The sequence below is a fragment of the Clostridium sp. NkU-1 genome (assembly GCA_001312405.1).
On sequence record BBDR01000012.1, the window covers coordinates 125,364 to 142,351 of the forward strand.

General features: G+C 43.2%; 20 protein-coding genes and 1 tRNA gene. 8 read left to right on the forward strand and 13 right to left on the reverse strand.

Annotated features, from left to right (window positions below):
- Positions 1-166: 166 nt before the first annotated feature.
- From JCM10519_RS17450 to JCM10519_RS17470, 5 genes are all read right to left on the reverse strand, one after another.
- A complete protein-coding gene (locus JCM10519_RS17450) occupies positions 167-3,637 on the reverse strand; it encodes a GLUG motif-containing protein (RefSeq protein ID WP_054740733.1) in 3,471 nt (1,156 codons plus the stop codon).
- A complete protein-coding gene (locus JCM10519_RS17455) occupies positions 3,630-5,951 on the reverse strand; it encodes an MMPL family transporter (protein ID WP_054740735.1) in 2,322 nt (773 codons plus the stop codon). Before JCM10519_RS17455 ends, JCM10519_RS17450 begins: the two co-directional genes overlap by 8 nt.
- Before the next feature lie 136 nt (positions 5,952-6,087).
- Positions 6,088-6,354, reverse strand: coding sequence for a hypothetical protein (locus JCM10519_RS17460; RefSeq protein WP_054740737.1), 267 nt, complete (start codon positions 6,352-6,354; stop codon positions 6,088-6,090).
- A 52-nt stretch (positions 6,355-6,406) separates the two neighbouring features.
- Positions 6,407-7,393 carry an amidohydrolase family protein gene (locus tag JCM10519_RS17465; protein WP_054740739.1) on the reverse strand — a complete coding sequence of 329 codons (987 nt, stop codon included), beginning with the start codon at positions 7,391-7,393 and terminating at the stop codon, positions 6,407-6,409.
- Between the two features lie 43 nt (positions 7,394-7,436).
- A complete protein-coding gene (locus JCM10519_RS17470) occupies positions 7,437-7,757 on the reverse strand; it encodes a hypothetical protein (protein ID WP_054740741.1) in 321 nt (106 codons plus the stop codon).
- Between the two features lie 223 nt (positions 7,758-7,980).
- Here JCM10519_RS17470 and JCM10519_RS17475 point away from each other — a divergent pair, with 223 nt between their 5' ends.
- The 3 genes from JCM10519_RS17475 to JCM10519_RS17485 all read left to right on the forward strand — a co-directional run bounded on the left by JCM10519_RS17475 (position 7,981) and on the right by JCM10519_RS17485 (position 9,276).
- Positions 7,981-8,262 (forward strand): TetR family transcriptional regulator, encoded by a 282-nt coding sequence (locus JCM10519_RS17475; RefSeq protein ID WP_054740743.1) that lies wholly within the window; start codon positions 7,981-7,983, stop codon positions 8,260-8,262.
- 115 nt (positions 8,263-8,377) lie between these two features.
- Complete coding sequence (locus tag JCM10519_RS31320; RefSeq protein WP_347844606.1) at positions 8,378-8,506, forward strand: hypothetical protein; 129 nt, start codon at positions 8,378-8,380, stop codon at positions 8,504-8,506.
- A 566-nt stretch (positions 8,507-9,072) separates the two neighbouring features.
- The gene (locus JCM10519_RS17485; protein ID WP_347844607.1) at positions 9,073-9,276 is read left to right on the forward strand and encodes a helix-turn-helix transcriptional regulator; all 204 of its coding nucleotides are present in this window, start codon (positions 9,073-9,075) and stop codon (positions 9,274-9,276) included.
- Positions 9,277-9,539: 263 nt separating this feature from the next.
- Here the strand turns inward: JCM10519_RS17485 and JCM10519_RS17495 are convergent, their stop codons facing one another.
- Positions 9,540-10,130, reverse strand: a complete 591-nt coding sequence (locus tag JCM10519_RS17495) for a DUF6076 domain-containing protein (RefSeq protein ID WP_054740750.1) — start codon at positions 10,128-10,130, stop codon at positions 9,540-9,542.
- The gene (locus tag JCM10519_RS17500; protein ID WP_054740752.1) at positions 10,105-10,419 is read right to left on the reverse strand and encodes a hypothetical protein; all 315 of its coding nucleotides are present in this window, start codon (positions 10,417-10,419) and stop codon (positions 10,105-10,107) included. Before JCM10519_RS17500 ends, JCM10519_RS17495 begins: the two co-directional genes overlap by 26 nt.
- Positions 10,420-10,928: 509 nt before the next feature.
- On the opposite strand from JCM10519_RS17500, the gene JCM10519_RS17510 reads away from it, so the two are divergent.
- The 5 genes from JCM10519_RS17510 to JCM10519_RS17530 all read left to right on the forward strand — a co-directional run bounded on the left by JCM10519_RS17510 (position 10,929) and on the right by JCM10519_RS17530 (position 13,299).
- Positions 10,929-11,120 (forward strand): hypothetical protein, encoded by a 192-nt coding sequence (locus tag JCM10519_RS17510; protein WP_054740756.1) that lies wholly within the window; start codon positions 10,929-10,931, stop codon positions 11,118-11,120.
- Between the two features lie 141 nt (positions 11,121-11,261).
- Positions 11,262-12,047: a relaxase/mobilization nuclease domain-containing protein gene (locus JCM10519_RS17515; protein ID WP_054740758.1), complete on the forward strand. Its 786-nt coding sequence runs from the start codon at positions 11,262-11,264 to the stop codon at positions 12,045-12,047.
- A 79-nt stretch (positions 12,048-12,126) separates the two neighbouring features.
- Positions 12,127-12,309 (forward strand): hypothetical protein, encoded by a 183-nt coding sequence (locus tag JCM10519_RS17520; protein WP_054740760.1) that lies wholly within the window; start codon positions 12,127-12,129, stop codon positions 12,307-12,309.
- Positions 12,310-12,613: 304 nt separating this feature from the next.
- A complete protein-coding gene (locus tag JCM10519_RS31325) occupies positions 12,614-12,994 on the forward strand; it encodes a hypothetical protein (RefSeq protein WP_347844608.1) in 381 nt (126 codons plus the stop codon).
- Positions 12,958-13,299, forward strand: coding sequence for a DUF4368 domain-containing protein (locus JCM10519_RS17530; RefSeq protein WP_054740764.1), 342 nt, complete (start codon positions 12,958-12,960; stop codon positions 13,297-13,299). Before JCM10519_RS31325 ends, JCM10519_RS17530 begins: the two co-directional genes overlap by 37 nt.
- A 378-nt stretch (positions 13,300-13,677) precedes the next feature.
- Here the strand turns inward: JCM10519_RS17530 and JCM10519_RS31330 are convergent, their stop codons facing one another.
- From JCM10519_RS31330 to JCM10519_RS17550, 6 genes are all read right to left on the reverse strand, one after another.
- A complete protein-coding gene (locus JCM10519_RS31330; RefSeq protein WP_347844609.1) occupies positions 13,678-14,034 on the reverse strand; it encodes a hypothetical protein in 357 nt (118 codons plus the stop codon).
- Between the two features lie 79 nt (positions 14,035-14,113).
- The gene (locus JCM10519_RS31335; protein ID WP_347844610.1) at positions 14,114-14,302 is read right to left on the reverse strand and encodes a shikimate kinase; all 189 of its coding nucleotides are present in this window, start codon (positions 14,300-14,302) and stop codon (positions 14,114-14,116) included.
- 257 nt (positions 14,303-14,559) lie between these two features.
- Positions 14,560-14,790 (reverse strand): ARMT1-like domain-containing protein, encoded by a 231-nt coding sequence (locus tag JCM10519_RS31340; protein ID WP_347844611.1) that lies wholly within the window; start codon positions 14,788-14,790, stop codon positions 14,560-14,562.
- Between the two features lie 49 nt (positions 14,791-14,839).
- Positions 14,840-15,361 carry an ARMT1-like domain-containing protein gene (locus JCM10519_RS31345; protein ID WP_347844612.1) on the reverse strand — a complete coding sequence of 174 codons (522 nt, stop codon included), beginning with the start codon at positions 15,359-15,361 and terminating at the stop codon, positions 14,840-14,842.
- Between the two features lie 414 nt (positions 15,362-15,775).
- Complete coding sequence (locus JCM10519_RS17545; RefSeq protein ID WP_347844619.1) at positions 15,776-16,282, reverse strand: TIM barrel protein; 507 nt, start codon at positions 16,280-16,282, stop codon at positions 15,776-15,778.
- Positions 16,283-16,887: 605 nt separating this feature from the next.
- A tRNA-Gly gene (locus tag JCM10519_RS17550) sits at positions 16,888-16,960 on the reverse strand.
- Between the last annotated feature and the right edge of the window lie 28 nt (positions 16,961-16,988).

A 16,988-nucleotide genomic window follows, 5' to 3' on the forward strand; every position in this document is an offset into this window, starting at 1 on the left:
TGTTCTGAAACGAAAGAAAGCTGATTTGTTACTGTATCCAAGCTGCACAGAGCATCAGATGCATTTTTTTAACTCCTTATTGATTTGTATTGCTGTAAATAGAGTAGCGATGAAAATCCCAATAACCATGATGGCTATTATGCGCAGCCAAACCGAAGTGCTTTTTTCATTCATCATCGTCTGTCACCTCCCGAGGCTCATTCGCTTTTACTCCGTTACTCTTTTTTGATTTCAGTCGATGAGCGCTAACGAGTGTAAACACCAGTAGCACAGCAACCGCGCCAAACGTGATGAGCAGCATATTGGATTGCTCCGGTGACTCCATTGCAAGCTGCACCTCAGTTCCATCAACTGGAAAGAGCAAATAGCTCCCCATGCTTTCAGTATCAACCTTTTTCCACTGACCATCCGTATAGAGATAGATTGTGGTCTTCTTTGGGTTCCCGTTCAAGGGCTGATAACGAATTGTATGCTGCGCCGCCCCGTCATCCGGCATGGATATAAGCCAATACTCGTTTATATCATCAAGCGGGACATCCGAAACATCTCCTTGTGTTACCTTAATCGTCTCATTCTGGGAGAATTGCCCATCGACAAGAATCACCGACTGCCCATTGTCCCGCAGTGCGGCGCTTGCCAACGTGGTAAAATACCTTGTGTAAATCGCCTCGACCACATCATCGAATCTCAGATTGGTGTAGTCCGTCCTGCTCCACTGCCCATAGTAGCCTTCTTTGTTGGGAACCTCCGGCACTTGGGACTTCTCCAGGGATTCGCCGTATTGCACCGAGATTGTTTTGACAACAGCATTGTCAGCCATAAAAACCATGGACAAACTTTTGAATCGAACGGGGAGCCCCTCTAGCAAAAGCAGGTTCTCATAAGACATGGGCTCTGCTTTTCCAGATAGGCTCACTCTGTCCACGCCCGCAAGGTCATCCGAAACAAAATAGTTGGCCGAAAGGGTTCCGTTGGCCTCACCGGCAATGGCGGCAACATTTTGTGAATCCCCTCGTACCTTTACGAGCGTGTAACACCCATAGATGTCTTTGCCCTGGCCTGCGATGCCGCCGACATACCTGCGCCCGGACAGGAAGCTCTTTACGAAACATTTTCGAATGGTCGAAAGAGCCTGCCCCGCAATACCGCCGACGTAATCGCCGGATGTGCTGGAGATAAAGCCATAGTTCTCGCAAGCATAAATCATTCCTAAATCCATCCGCCCGACCATCCCACCGGTGCAATCCTTTTTGGATGTCACGTTGCCTAAGTTCACGCATTCCAGTAAAATAGCTCTCGTTTGATACTTAAAATCATAGGAACGTGTCCCATTTGTGGAAATATCATCCTCCGGGTCAAGGTCATACTCGATTGCCATGGAACCTGCTACACCGCCGACATTGACATCTCCATCCGCTTCCCCGGAATTTTTGCAGCCGACTACCTTGCCCTCCCGCGTCTCATAAATATCTTCGTCGGATATATCCTCATAATAGTTTTCGCGACTAATTTCGCCAGTTCCAATATCCTTATATACATCAAGCATCAAATTCATGACCACCATAAACTGGTTGTTGACTGCTCGGAGGTCACCAATGAGCGTATCGCTGGATGCACTGAGGGTGCTGTTCAGCGACGTAAGAGAGCCGGAAAGTCCAGTCAAAGCTGCATTGAGCCGCTCCGAGCTCTGCGTGTAATCTTCTCCCAGACCGGAGAACGTAATTTCATCCTCCCCCGCAAGGTTTGACGCCCACTTTTCGAGCTTACTTATCGCACCGGACAGTGAGTTTGACGCGGACTCCAGCTTGGATAGGGCTGACTGAATCTGACTGACAATGGCGGGAAGCGAACTATTTGCCTCCTCCAGATGCTCTAAAAAGGAAGCAAGATCAGAAAGAGAATCATCTATTTCATCAAAAGCATCCGAAAAATAGTTCATTGCGCGAGATAAATGGCTTATGGCAGTTTGTATATCATTTTGTAAACCCTGCGATTCCTTTTCAATCTGGTTCCAATCTATCTTTTGCATGATGGCATCCATGTCTGCCACCACAGCGGATGCACAAGTAGTCGCATCAGAAAGTGACTGGAGCATCTTATCCAATGTTGCGGGGCTTATGGCACCTGTTGTCTCATATTCCTCCGTAGCTTCTTCCACAATTTTCGCAAGGGCTTCCACTGCACTGGTAAATGCCGCGCTATCAATCTGCAACTGCTTCATTTCAGCAGCCAGATCAGGCGTATACCTGTCTTTGCCGAGGATATCCACGGCGGATTGAATTTCCGATACCCCGGCATTGAGGTATGTCGATGCCTGACGCAAATGGGATACCGCTCTCTGCAGATCGCCTATTGCATCATCGGATATTCCTGTGAGGGCATCCAGCTGTGGAGTGATCTCCTGTAAATCGGAGAAGGACTGTGAAGCATCCTCCGCCGCATCCTCCAGTTCCGCAAATATTTCTGGCAACTGGCCGGTATATTTCCGTATGAGAGAGGTCAAATCGTTGGCTGAACTGGTATTTCTATCCACAAAGCCTGTGACCTGATTGTTCATGCTGCCGGCGCTATCCCGCGCGGTATCCAAATATCCCGATGCAGTGGTAAGCTCTGCGGAAACGGCGTTGGAGGAAGCGTCCGCGTCCGTCAGGGTTTTTTCTAAAAGCCGATGAAGCGTGTTTAGCTCGGTCTCCAATTTTTGAATTCCCGTCTCGCTGAATTTCAGGCGAATGTCAGGAGCCATCTGCCCCACAATGCCGCCAACGTCTTTTCTCCCATTGATGATTCCGTTGTTGACACAGCCGCTCATGTACCCTGACTGCCTGCCCGAAATACCACCCACATTGTAGCCAACATGAGGGTAGCCAACATTCCCATTGTTGGTGCAGGAATCTATGGAACCCGTTGAATAACCGCATATTCCCCCGGTATCGGTATAGGCGGGAGCGTTTTCTGTGGAATTCAGGCGTTCCAAATCAATTTCAATATCCTTAATCGAAACCGACGGTTCTACATAATCCGTATTGACCGCACAGTCATTGGTACAATTCAAAATGGAACCACTGTTTAGTCCAACAATACCGCCCGTGAAATGTGTTCCAGAAATGATGCCGGAGGCACGGCATCCGGTTATGATGCCGCTTGCTTCATTGTTTCCGACAATCCCACCAACCGTGCTGTTCCCTTTTACCGTGCCGCTGAAACTGCAATCGTAAATAGTGCCGTAATTCGTTCCCGCTATCCCTCCAAGGACATCCTGAGCACCCGTAGACACGATGTTTCCGGTTACATTGAGGTTTTTTACAATAGCACCCTTCTGAACGATGCCGAATAATCCAATATCTGAAATATTGTGAGAAATCGACCACCCTTGTATGGTATGACCCTGTCCATCAAATAGGCCGCCAAAGGTTGGTATGGAGACAAAATTCGTTCCTGAAAGGTTAAGGTCTCTTGTGAGTCGGAATTCTTTGCCTTGCGACCAGGTATCCGATGTACAGTTTCTTGCAAATTCCAAAAAATCTTCTGTGCTGTCAATATAAACGATGTGTTCCTGCTCCGCTGCAAAGATGGGAGTTACAAAACTTGTGCAGAGGACACACGCCATTAAAAAGCTAATTATTCTCCTCTTATTCATTATCGGCATCCTCCTGTTCCGCTGGTGCTTCCATTTCTTTTACTTCTCCTGATTGGACAAGAGCATCAACCTTGCCCTTAATAACTCCGTGAACCGTTCCAGTAATTGTCCCGGAGACTTGGCCGTGGATACGTCCATCCACTCGAACATACCCGCTTACGCTGCGTGTAGGAATAGGAACGCTGACAGAGAATGAGGTTTTGCGGATAATCCTATCTCCAAAAAGCAATAGTTGCGGTAAAATAAACATAACAAGGAAAATGGAAAGCAACGTACCTCTGCCAAGGGACTGCCCGATCCCCACGATTGCAGGCTCCGAGGTCAGCTGGCCAATGAGTATACCTGATATGGCAAGCATTGAGCCTGATGTGATGATGGTTGGGAACGAGAGGTTCATGGTTTCGATAATGGCCTCTTTGGGTGACATACGTTCTGTCAGCTCCATATATCGGGAAGAAATGACAATCGCATAGTCAATGTTGGCCCCCATCTGAATGGAGGAAACGATGAGGTAGCTCATGAAAAACAGAGGCGACTGCGTCAGTGCCGGGAAAGAGAAATTCAGCCATATACTGCCCTGAATGACCATGATGAGCAGAACCGGCATCCCTGCCGACTTAAATGTGAAGAGCAGCACGGCCAGAACAATGAGAATGGAAACAACGGTAACCACCGTATTATCACGCTGGAAGGATTTATATAAGTCATACTGGCTTGTGGAGTCTCCCGCAAGGTAAATTTCATTCTGATAGTATTTTCCCGCTATGTTATGCATTTCATCAAGGAAAGCAAATGTTTCCTCACCCTCCTCCGGGAGGTTTATAGATATGAGGATACGGCTGTAATTTTCGCCTTCAAGCTGAACTCTGCCGTCACGCATCTGAATGTAGGCATCATCTAAGGTTTTCTGCAAGTCAGGCTCAAGGGTAATATACCCTTCCTGCACTTCGTCATATAAGAACATAAACATATCAATGAGCGGTACGCTGTATGCGGATAATCCCCCCACTATTTTTCCATAGCTTTCATCGTCAATCGCATAAGCGGCATATAGTACCTCCGCCTCCTCATAGTCGAGGTCGGTCAGCTCTGAAAACTGGCGCGGGGTCAACTTGCCTGTCAGCATATATCCGTCCATTGCCTCCGTGTTGCTTAGTCCCAGGGCATAATCAATTTCCGGACGTGTCTCTAGTTCTGCAAGCAGCTTCCCTTCTGCGGCATAGTCACCACTGGGTACAATCATGGCAATCACGTTATCTTTTCCGAAGTTTTCTTCAATCATTTGCTCCGCTATTTGCGATTCATTGAGAATTGGTGTTGTTAACTGACTATAGCCATATACATAAGGGCATTTCCCTGAAATGACCATCGCAACGATAGCCAGTACCAAAAATACGGGCGGAACGACAAAACGTGTTTTGTACGCAATCCTCCCTACAAAGGGTATCGGAGGGATGAGCTTTTTGTGTTTGGTCTTTTCCATGAGGTTACTAAAGAGAACGAGAAGCCCCGGCATCACAACAAATACCGAAAACAGGCTCAAAATAATCGCCTTTATGAGAACCATACCCATATCAACACCAATTTCAAACTGCATAAAGGTCATGGCCAAGAGCCCGCCTACTGTGGTAAGAGAACTGGCCGATATTTCTGGGATTGCTTTACTGAGCGCGACAATGACCGCCTCACGGGTCGGCAGTATTTCATGCTCCTCTTTAAAGCGGTTGCAGAGGATAACCGCATAATCAATTGACAGTGCTAACTGTAAAACAATGGTGACAGAGTTGGAAACAAAGGATATTGTTCCAAACAAGAAATTCGTTCCCATATTTATGATTGCGGCGGAAAGGAATGTCGCAATTAGCACTGCCACCTCGGCGTAAGTCTCCGAGGTCAGCAAAAGGATTGCTAACACAAGGATTGCAACAATGACGACAATGACTTTCATCTCGCTTGCAATGGTCTCTGAGAGCGTATCACCCATTGTGGTTGAGACATAGAAGTCGTATCCGGCGAGGTCCTCCTTAACGGCATCGAGCGCTGCGAGGCAGGCTTCCTCTTTTTCATCATAGGCAAAGGTGATTTGGTACAATGCACTGGCATTTGTATAATGCTCACTTGAATCGTTAAAGACAACGCCGGACACTCCTGGTACAGTCTCTATCTTCTGTAAAATCTCCTCTGCCTGTGGATATGAGATATTTGCAACCATGACATCAGCCATGCCAAAGGTCACAAATTCTTCCTCCATGACATCGAGCCCAATTCTGGTTTCGGTATCATCGGGCAAATAGGCCGACAGGGAAGTCTCCACATTTACCCATCTACTTGAAAATGCTGAAAATATGATGGCGATGACGAGCAGCAGAAAAACAAGTTGCGTTTATCTACAATAAAAGTCGCAGCCCTTATTATCATATTGCTGTCTTGTTTTTTCTGATTGTTCTCGTTCATTGCACTTGCACTCCTTCTATTTCCATTGGCTTATGGTTTGGAGCATGGGCAAACCCTGTGATTGTTCCATCTGCAGCTAAATTTGCATCTACTTCAACCGGAAGCTCTCCAAACGGAAGTTTCACTGTAATTGCGAATTGATAATTATCCCCATTTATTTTGCCGTTTTTGTAGGGTATGGTTAAGCCCATCAGCTTTGCCGTACCGATGAATTCTGTTTCAGAGTCCATCTCAAGCTCCACATGAACCTTAATGGGCCCCATCGGGCTTTTAATTTTAGCCTCATATTTTTTTTGATATCGTTCCCCATCTGCATCACATATTACCTCCTAAATGATTCGATTTTTTAAGCCTCGGAACTAATTCCATCGCGTTTTCTGTGAACATCATCTGCTTTTGCTCGTGGGTCAGCTTATCTGTTTGTTCAAGAGCCTGCGCTTGTCCGATACAGGCAAAAATATCGGTGTAGGGTGTGTCGGAACCATACAGTAAATGGCTGGGGTCTATATTTTTCAGTAACAGCTCCACCTGCTTCTGTTCGGAAAACCCCGCAACGTCAAAGTATACATGGCGCATATCCGCCATGAAATCGGCGCGGCGATCTGGGTCAGCAAAGCGCAGCATGACTGAGAACGATTCAAAACGATCTGCCAAAACGCTGAGGAATGCTCCGGCGTGGGGAACGATCCATTTAATATTCGGAAATCGCTCAAAGGTGTCCATCATTACCATGTTTGTAAACGTCCTTGTTGTCTCAAAGAAAAACTCCATGGCTGGGATGCTGAGACCCTCGCATACATTCGGAACGCTTACCGCCGGCATAGTGGGATGGATGGCAACCAATGTGCCTCTTTGGTCAAGCTCCTTCATCAAATTGTCATAGCGCCGATCTCCGAGGTAGACCCCGCCGCTGTTCGTAAGTAATCCGATACCATCTGCGCTTAAAGCATCCAACGCATGAATTGCTTCCAAAACACTGTCCTCCATATATGGAAGAGGAAGTGTTGCAAGGAAACCGAGGCGCTCCGGATAGTTTGAAACGATTTGTGCCGCTTCTTCATTGACGCGACGCACATACCGCAGCGTTTTTTCTTTATCCTCCGAATGCAATCCGGGAGACGACAATTCCAAAAACGCAAACGCAATGCCCAAGGTCTCCATATTCTCCATTTGTGTTTCCAAATCCCAATCCGGGGTGGGGAAGCCGTCCGGGTTTTCCAGCCCTTCACTTTCCAGAAATTCATAATATGCTGGCGGAAGAAAATGTGATTGAAAATCAATTTTTTTGGTGTAGTCCATCATTGTTCTACTTACCTACTTTCTCATAAGATATTTACTTGTTTTACTACTGTGCTGTTTGGTTCTGGCCACATATTGTTCCTGACACGGAAAGAACGCCCTTGGACGTTTGCATTTCAAAGCGAATTGCCTCTTCACCCATTTCGCCAATCAGCTCATATGGAATAGAGTACATAAGCGTTTTGAGTTTCCCGCTGACGGTAATGATTCCGGCTTCATAGCAGCCATGTGCGAAAGCACTGGTATTGCCAAGAATGGCAAACTCACCGGAAATCTCGTTGCCAGTCAGCTGGACTTTTATTTCCCCGTTTCTGGCACCTAATGGGGCAATCAATTCTATTTGGTAGCGATATGTGCCGCTTTTCATAGGAGCCCCTCCTTTAATATGTATGATACGAGAGGTCAGAGGGTAAAAAAACGGTCAACTATGATGCCAATGAGTAAAACCGGACAAAATGCACCAAATTGATGGTCGTTTACAATCATCGGACAAGTGTGGTATAATTTTTGTGATGGAGGTGACCATATGAAGCAAGAAGAAAAAAACCCTTCAGACAAAGCTTGCTCTTGCCAATATCCTCAAAAAAAAGATGGCCGAAAAATCCATCTCTAAAGTAACGGTTCGCGAGCTGATTGAAGAATGCGATTTGAATAGGAAGACTTTTTATTATCATTTTGAAGATATCTATGCACTGCTGCAATGGATGTTGGAGCAGGAAGCCTTTGAGGTCGTTCAAAAATTTGATCTACTGCTAAATTTAGAGGATGCCATCCAATTCGTAATGAACTATGTGGCGGAGAACAAACATATTTTGAACTGCGCGTTAGACAGTATGGGCAGAGAAGACTTAAAGCGATTTTTTTGTTGCTGATTTTCGTAAGGTGATAAACACGTGCCTGAAGCTTGGTGAAAAAGACCTCGGTATCACGATTTCGGAAGAATACGAAAGATTTCTAACCCTCGTGTATACGGAGGCGGTTGCCGGAATGCTTGTTGAATGGATCAAAGCAAAAAGCAGAAGTGAAGTCAGCTATATTACACCGGAATATATAGCGATGTTTATTCGCACATCACTCCCTCCCGTGTTGATGGCCGCTGCGCAAAATAAAATATAAATATTCATTAAGGGTCTGCCCGGTTATCTGAATTGGACAGACCTTTTTGGTGGCATCGCTGGGTAAAAAAATCGGGGAATTGGTTTTGTTGTGGGGGTAGAGGATCCCTCGCCGCTTCTATTTTGACATTTGCTGCCCAGCTTCTGGTCTACGTTAGGGGATATAGCAAACATATAGCCACTGCACTTTTTATTTATCAGTGCAGTGGCTTAATTTTAAAATTAGTCGGATTTTATACATGAAGATAAATATATAAGAAGTTCTTCCGGTGTCGGAACTTCTCCATCATGAGGCATCTCATTCCACTTTTTTTTGAACGGCAGGATCTTGATTGCACATACCTACCAGCATAGCTAATTTGATTTCCTTTTTTTTACTTCCTCAACCGTGGTATGGTTCTGAATTGCAACTTGCTGATATATTTTTTTCCGCTCTTTGTTTTGTCATATTCTTCATGTCCAAGCCCCCTTTTTTTGTTTTGGTCTATTATACTATATTGTGGGTATGCCCACAATATTTATTTTACCTGTTTCAACATATAATTTAATCATATGGACAAAAGGACGGTGGTTAAAATTTATGATTATAGCCCGTTATGGAAAACGATGGAACAGCGAGGTGTAACACAATATCAGCTGTTGAAACAGGGAATTGATAATAAAACGCTGGATTCTCTGAAGAAGAATAAGAACATCACAATGGTTACGTTGGAAAAGCTGTGCAAGATTATCGGCTGTACACCCAATGATATTGTGACCTTTACGAAATAAAGCTATCGGCAGCAAAATTGAGGCCGATAGCTTTATTTCTTTTCTATGCAACGATTATTTACGTTCTAGCCATAATTGGAACTCTGATATAGGAATGCTGCCATCCAGATACTGCTTTCTCATTTTCTGAGCCTGCTTAGACCATTTTAGAAACTCCTTTTTTTGCCCTGCTGATTTTACCAGTGGGGCGTTCCTTGTGCTCATCACGCTCCATTTGAGCGTGGTGAAGCTTATAAATCCGCTCATACTCCTGCAATGCTGGATCAGAAGCAATGCGGCTTAAATACTCTTTTTTTATTTCCAATTTGCTTACAGGTGTGCCCATTTTCCTGCTTGCGGTCACAATAATAGGTCCGGTGTTTGCTTTTCAGCACGAAATACTGACCGCAGTTTTTGCACCTGCGGACGGTCAAACCCTGTTTCAGCAGTTCCGTAAATTCATAGTAGAGAAAATCAGAAAAATCCTCAAGCACGGTATAGCTTGTGAGATTTGCACCTCTGTCTTTCAGCTTGTCGGTTTTGGCAAGCTGTTCTTTTTTGTTGGTACCCGCAACGCTGTCCACTGCATCAAAGTCCACTTTTCTGCTTTTTGTGGGCGCAGACATGATACCTGTTTGCAGATAGTAGGACATAAATTCCTCATGCTTTGCTGTAAAAGCGAAGAACAATGCACGGAGCGAAAGTCCTTCCTTGTCAAACTCCATATCACAGCACAGAGTCAATCCGTCTGCAAAAACTTCCTGCAAGGTAAGAACTTCCTCCAATACCCTGACCGCCAAACGGATTTGCTCTGTATCTGAAATCTCCGCTGAAAGCACTTTGTCCAGCTTACCAATGAGAAAAAAATCCGGCAAGGAAATGTTCCTCTTGCAACTGCTTCGCCATTGCGTAAATCTCACTATGATACATACAAAACAGAAGTTCACTGCCTGTTTTGCTGTCAGCATCAGCCGCTTGCATCAGCTTTTCTAACCGCTTTTTATAATCAGCAAGGTTCAGCAGAATGAAATCAATCAGCAGTTTTCCAACAGTATTGGAATCTACGGTTGCGGTCAGGTCATAGCGTTTCCGTAGGACATAGCGCACTCGATTTTTCTCTCCCTCATAGACCAGTACATAGGGGTATTCTATCCGCATCTTCATATTGCATCACCTTGCTTTTTATCAGTATATCATAGAGAATTGGTTTTTTTAAAATAAAAATTCTTTTACTTCTTCATTTCCAAATGATTTTCCATAGATTACTCTTTGTATCAGGGAGATTCCGCCCGAAAATCAAGGAAGGAGAGTTCAACCATGCAAAATGTAACCCTATCTGCCTCATTTTTTGAGGAAAGCCGTGTCAAGGCATTGTCATTGCAAAAGGACGGCGAAACAGCAATATTGCTTTTGTATCAGCGGGTTTGCCCAATTGGCATCCGCAGACAAACGGGAACGCCACCGAAAGGCACAGCAGCGATATGTAGGAAGCAAGGTGACCGGGGATACAGCGGCGAAGGCGTAAGCCGAGCCTTCCACAGCCTTATGGCTGTGACAAGATACGTCCTTGTCGGACAATCTTGTCGGGAAGTGTCCGGAACCCTCTTATTAGGGGAAGTTTCCCCAGCCGCCAAGTATTGCGGCTCCCCCTCTTCGAAAGGAGGCAAGTGCCTATGAAAAAAGAGCCGAAATCTGTGAAGGTTTCAGCGCGCATTACTGTCAGGGCAGATGAAAAATTAAGTTGGGAGGCACAGAAAGCAAAGCTTTCCAAAAGCCGTTACTTAGAACAGCTTATCCTGAAAAAAAGATGTGGTTGTTATCAGCGGTCTGGACGAATTTATACCCGCCTTGAAATCCTCCGGTAAAAACTTGCATCAGATATTAGTTCGACTCAATACGGGACAGACTTTTGCTCCCAATGTGATGGAGGTACACAGGCTGTATGGAGAGATTTGCAACAGACTGACCGAGCTTGCGGGAGGTGGTAAGTCATCGCCGTAATCGTCATGAAGCCACCAAAAGTAGGAAAGCCCAGTGGACTGTTCTTCCTCATTCGGTATATCTGCAATGAAGAGAAAACCGAAGCCACGCTCATTCACGGCAAGGACTGCGATCCCATCAATGCTTATTCCGAAATGTACCTGACGAAGCAGCGTTTTCACAAGTTGGACGGAAGGCAGTATTGTCACTTCATCCAGTCTTTTTCTCCGAAGGATCAGGTGACACCAGAACAGGCATACGAAATAGGCAGACGGCTGATAGAGGAATTTTCGCAGTTTGATGGATTTGAAATCGTCATGGCAACCCATAAGAACCGCAATCATATCCATAACCACTTTGCTATCAATTCTGTAAATACGGTTACAGGCTTGAAGTGGGAGCAGAAACAACAGGATTTACAGCGGCTCAAGGAGTTTTCCAATAAACTGTGCGAGGAATATGGATTAGCACAAATCAGTCTGAACAGCAGCCGCAAAAAGCAGTCCTATGGAGAGTGGCAGAATCGCAAGAACGGCACAAGCTGGAAGGCACAGCTTGAAGCGGATATTCGGGAATGTCTGTCATGGTGCAGAAGCCGCCCTGAATTCTACCACGCTATGAATAACTTGGGTTATGAGGTCACATGGACAAAGGAACGCAAGTACATTACCTTCCAAAATGCAGGCGGCAGAAAGTGCCGAAACAGCAAGCTGTCCGATCCTGGAGAATTCAGCAAGGAAGCCATGCAGCAACGTTTGGAGGATAACGCTGTTCGGTTTGACTTCATGGAGCAGGAGGACTTAGAGCAGTAATTCTCCCATTGGATTCGAAAGAAGCGCCTATATGGCTTAAAAATATAAACACAAAACCTATTATGGAGGGAGGAATTCCATGAGAGAATTCGGCAAACCGGACTGCGCACCGCAGCCGGTTACCGCCGAAGGAAATCAAAAGAAGCAAACATATGTAATCGGCGGCGTGACATATCTGGTGATCAGCCACTATAAAGAAACTGGCAACATCACTGTGATTGACAAAGTTTCAAGATTGATTGAGCAGGATACGCAAACATAATAAAATATCAAATTTGTCTGGACGCATAGAGCGATTCTGAGTAAAATGGATTCATACAATTTATTCGGAATCGTTTTGGCTGTACAGAAGAAAGGAGTATTTCATGCTACAGCAAAGCGAGAAAATCACGGCACTTTACTGCCGTTTAAGTCAAGAAGACGAGCTTGCGGGCGAGTCTGGAAGTATTCAGCATCAACGTCAAATTCTTGGCGAATATGCTTAGAAGAACCACTTCCCCAACCCAAAGCTTTTTATTGACGACGGCTATTCGGGTGTTAGTTTTGACCGTCCGGGCTACAATGACATGATGGAACAGGTAGAAGCAGGAAACGTATCCACCATTATCGTCAAAGACCATTCCAGACTGGGCAGAAACCGTCTTGTAATTGGCTACCTTATGGAAGAAAAGTTTCCCGACTATGTTATCCGTTACATCGCCATCAATGATGCCGTAGACACGCCTCATACCATTAAGGTCATGGCACTGCATCAAATGTACTGGGAGAAATTCAGCGTGTCACAGAGGACGCCAGAGAGCATACAGAGAAGTTTCTGCAACGAGCCATGGACAAGCATGAGAGCTAGCTTAAAAAGGATTTATCCGTTAAATCCAAGGAGTTCGACAGGGCGAGAAAACGCCTTGCCGATTTGGATAAGCTGTTCCGTAAAGCCTTTGAGGAACTGACCCTTGAAAGTCTGTCCGGCGAACAGTTTCAAATGCTAACACAGGGATACGAGGAAGAAAAGCAGGAACTTTCCACAAGGGCAGTTACTTTGGATAATGAAATCAGTGCCCAGCAGGATAAGCTACTCAATGCCGATCGATTTCTCGCTATTGTGAACAGGTACACTGATATTCAGGAATTGACGCCCGAAATCGTGAGGGAGTTTATTGACAGAATTGTGGTATATGAACGCTCGGAGCCGAGGAAGAAGAAAAACTATACTCAAGAAGTTGAGGTGTACTTCAACTTCGTAGGCAAGATTTAAGAAAAAGAAAGCCGTAGGACTTCAAAATCCTACGGCAAATCCTAAAAACTGAGAACATCCTTATTAGACTAGGGCTTTGGGCCGCTCCTGTTTCTATTGCAATCATCTATTGTTTCGCTATGAAGATTAAACATATTAAAAGAGCAGATTTCCCCTAAAAGATAGGGAAGGCTTTTGCATGAGCTGCCTATCTGGATAGTACCCGGAATTTAGCAGGCATTGCAACCACTTTGTAAATTGTCTTCAAATATCTACAGGCTACCAAGCATACAAAAATAAGGAAGGACGTACACTGTTTAACGAGTGTCTACAGCTTGTCTGCAACTTTGTATTATTGTTGGATTTTATGTTAGGATAGATCAAAAGCCATATCATATTTCATGAACACTCATTTTGTAAACTTAGTTTTAAATATTCTTGAACTATTATAACAACATTCTTGTTTAAGTCCTCATGTCCGCTCAGCTGCAGCACTTTACAAGGTAAAGAATTAGCCCACTGCATATGTGTCTTCATACACGGAGAACCATCCAAATCATATCTGGCTGAGTTATCAAGAAAACGGCAATGTCCCTCATACATATCTCCACCTTTCATGATTCTTTCTCCGAATATTTCATATTCTCTCTTATTAATCCGATCAATTCTTGTTTCGACAGATGCTGTGATATGTGCTGCCAAATCGAACAATGGAACAAATGGTTCATTAAAGCTATCCATGGAACCCGCCATCACAAAATAACTTCCTTTCGATATATCTGTCTTTAACCTTTTAATCTTCTCATCACGAGTATACATAACTGTGAAAGGTTTATCAGTATCTTTTTTTCCATATATAATCGTCTATATCAAAATATGGAAAACCAAGCTTATCAGCGACCATTTTTCCCAATGTTGTTTTCCCGGAACCTGCTGAACCAAAAATAATAATCCCTCTTGCCATATCTTTAACTACCTCGAAAAAAAATACTGCTATAATTACGCCCCACTTAAAATAATACAATCATTTTATCATACAAGCAAATAAATATCCATACCGTTATAACAAGCAGAATATCAAGGCAGATTGCTTATGTACTGTAAAAGTATGCCAAACATCAATGGTTCCATATAGTCAGCCCATAAGATACTTAAAAGAAAGGGGGGCTATCCACTTCCAACTTTATATCGCTGCTCCTGGCAGTTTATTAGTTTTTCCAAGCTTTGTTTTTCATACAAATCATTTTCTTTTCCTCAACACCGATATCTTTTGCAATTACATCACATTTGGTCATCAACAGAAAATAAATATTTTTTATTTTCTTCACTCAAGCATTCATAGTTTGCTTGCCCTTTGGCAATTACTACATCAGCCTTATTATAAACTTCTTTGAATGCAGGACTCGTTCGATTAAGGACAGTCCCAAGAGAACCATCCCCATTATCTACAACCTCTGCATATTCATCAATCCCTATAGAATATGCGTCTTCAGATATAGAATCATTTACCACAGGTTTCCCTCGTACTCCAAATAGTAATTTTACATTAGGATTCAGTTCTTTAATTTTTTTTCAAAAGAATCTTGTCCATACAGATTTCTCCACAATTATCACCTAAATATAACAAAGTTCCTGCATTTGAAATATCTTTTATTAGTGCATGAGAATCATTAATAGCCAATTCTAATTGTTCCATTTTTTCAAAGCAATCATAAATATCCTCTAATAGCGTATTGTGTATAGGATTGAAGTCTATGATATTACCAACAATAGCATATCGAATTGCTAACATAAACGAATTTTCAGCCTGCTCAATCTTCCTCTCAAATTCAGGCAACAATTCCATAAACAAAGTATTGTAGTAATTTCTGGTTTTTTTATATGGGTCTGGATTATTCGTATGTCTTTTTATCATGTCAAAGATTTCACCTATAATTTCTGGAGTAGTTTCATCAAAATTCATTTTGCTAAGATAAGTAAACACTTCTCTTAATAACTCTTCCTTTGTATTAATTCCGGTGATATTTGCCACTTTAATAACTTGGTTAACAACACATGGTAAACATTTATCATGCAATCTCATAATGATACCTCTTTTGTTTATATTTCTTATTTTCAATTTCTAATACCATAATATCGTACCGTGCACATATCAGCGTAACAAAAAATCCCTTGAATTTCAAGAAATTTGCAACCCGAATACTACTCTTGGATACATCTACGATCCACTAACGGAAAAAGAAGCGAAACTATATACAAGCTGACAGACAAAAAAATAGCGGAAGTCCTTTAAAATTAAGACTACCGCTGCAAATAAAAAGAGCGCTAGACGGGGTTTAAACATTACCGCAATCTAGGATTGTTTCTGCTTTCACAGATTATAGAATCTTAATGCTTCCAGTCTTTTTGCGCGTTTAAACGCTTCTTGCAAAATTCCTCTGCCGATAAATGCTTATAATCCCAATTCATGGCCTCTATTGCAGTTGCACCTGAATAATTATTTTCTGTAATTTTTTTTCATGGCTGTAGACCAATCAATCGGTCCGTCAAAGGGTAACTGGTGTTGAGCATAACCTCCACCAATATCATGTAAATGCAGTGCCATCAACCGGGAACCGTACATAGATAATAAATCATCGTGGGGATAATAGTTGTAGTGATGTCCGCAATCATAACAGAATCCGATTTGCAAGGAATCCACTTGCTCCAGTACGTATGCCAAATTGGCAAGATTCCGTAAATTCTCAAATGCAACATTGACGTCAAGCTGCTCAGCTTTTTCAGCGATTCTTTTGATTCTGTCCAGCCCTAACGTGTTATATGGATAATCTTCGCTAGGCAGGTGCACCACCATTGTCGGTATTTCAAATTCATCACAGTCTGCAACACATTGTAAATAGCAATCGGTTAAGGCTTCACCATCCAGATTATCAAGCCAGAAATCGTTTTGATTATGGACTGGTGTGTGGATATTTTCTATAAAAAGATCTGTCTCCCGAACAATTTGTGGGGCGTTGCGGTAATCGTTCCGGCCAAAGCTTCACTCCACCATAATAAAACACCATCAAAACCGGCCTTTTTTTATTAACTGATAACGTTCCTTTATCGGCAATTCATAGCCAAACCAATCATAAATCGTGATCATAAGCCGCCGCCTTTCTTCATTTTTCCGTCATCGTTTTTATATAATTCATAGACTTTACCTGACATCGTTTAGCGAACTTTCCGTTATTTCTATAATTATAATTCAAGTTAAATAATACAGCCATTTTATCACACTAATATATAAATATCTATACTATTATAAGAACTCATGGGATGTTTTGCACAAAAAAAGAAACTGTAAAAAAACAACTCTTTATAACTTCTTTTATAAATTTAAATATTTATTGTACTTCTTTTTTCTATAAAATGTGAAAATATATATTGCAATAAGTGCTTATATTTATGTAAACTAAATCCGAATATATTTACAATGCACTGACAGAAAAGTAAATTTCTGATCTCATAGTAAAGTCTTGTAAGCTATCTACAACTGTCTACAGGCCGCGCATACGCAAAAATAGCGGAAACCCTAGTAAATAAAGGCTTCCGCTACAAATAAAAAAAAGCGCGAGACGGGACTCGAACCCGCGACCCCGACCTTGGCAAGGTCGTACTCCACCAACTGAGCCACTCGCGCTTATCTCTTTTTAACTTTTCTTTTGAGG

Excerpts from the sequence above, each read along its gene's own strand:
- JCM10519_RS17450 (WP_054740733.1), bottom strand. The coding sequence starts at position 3,637 with ATGAATAAGAGGAGAATAATTAGCTTTTTAATGGCGTGTGTCCTCTGC.
- JCM10519_RS17460 (WP_054740737.1), bottom strand. The coding sequence starts at position 6,354 with ATGGGGCCCATTAAGGTTCATGTGGAGCTTGAGATGGACTCTGAAACA.
- JCM10519_RS17465 (WP_054740739.1), bottom strand. The coding sequence starts at position 7,393 with ATGATGGACTACACCAAAAAAATTGATTTTCAATCACATTTTCTTCCG.
- JCM10519_RS17470 (WP_054740741.1), bottom strand. The coding sequence starts at position 7,757 with ATGAAAAGCGGCACATATCGCTACCAAATAGAATTGATTGCCCCATTA.
- JCM10519_RS17475 (WP_054740743.1), top strand. The coding sequence starts at position 7,981 with ATGGCCGAAAAATCCATCTCTAAAGTAACGGTTCGCGAGCTGATTGAA.
- JCM10519_RS31320 (WP_347844606.1), top strand. The coding sequence starts at position 8,378 with ATGCTTGTTGAATGGATCAAAGCAAAAAGCAGAAGTGAAGTCAGCTAT.
- JCM10519_RS17500 (WP_054740752.1), bottom strand. The coding sequence starts at position 10,419 with ATGAAGATGCGGATAGAATACCCCTATGTACTGGTCTATGAGGGAGAG.
- JCM10519_RS17510 (WP_054740756.1), top strand. The coding sequence starts at position 10,929 with ATGAAAAAAGAGCCGAAATCTGTGAAGGTTTCAGCGCGCATTACTGTC.
- JCM10519_RS17515 (WP_054740758.1), top strand. The coding sequence starts at position 11,262 with ATGAAGCCACCAAAAGTAGGAAAGCCCAGTGGACTGTTCTTCCTCATT.
- JCM10519_RS17520 (WP_054740760.1), top strand. The coding sequence starts at position 12,127 with ATGAGAGAATTCGGCAAACCGGACTGCGCACCGCAGCCGGTTACCGCC.
- JCM10519_RS31325 (WP_347844608.1), top strand. The coding sequence starts at position 12,614 with ATGATGGAACAGGTAGAAGCAGGAAACGTATCCACCATTATCGTCAAA.
- JCM10519_RS31345 (WP_347844612.1), bottom strand. The coding sequence starts at position 15,361 with ATGAGATTGCATGATAAATGTTTACCATGTGTTGTTAACCAAGTTATT.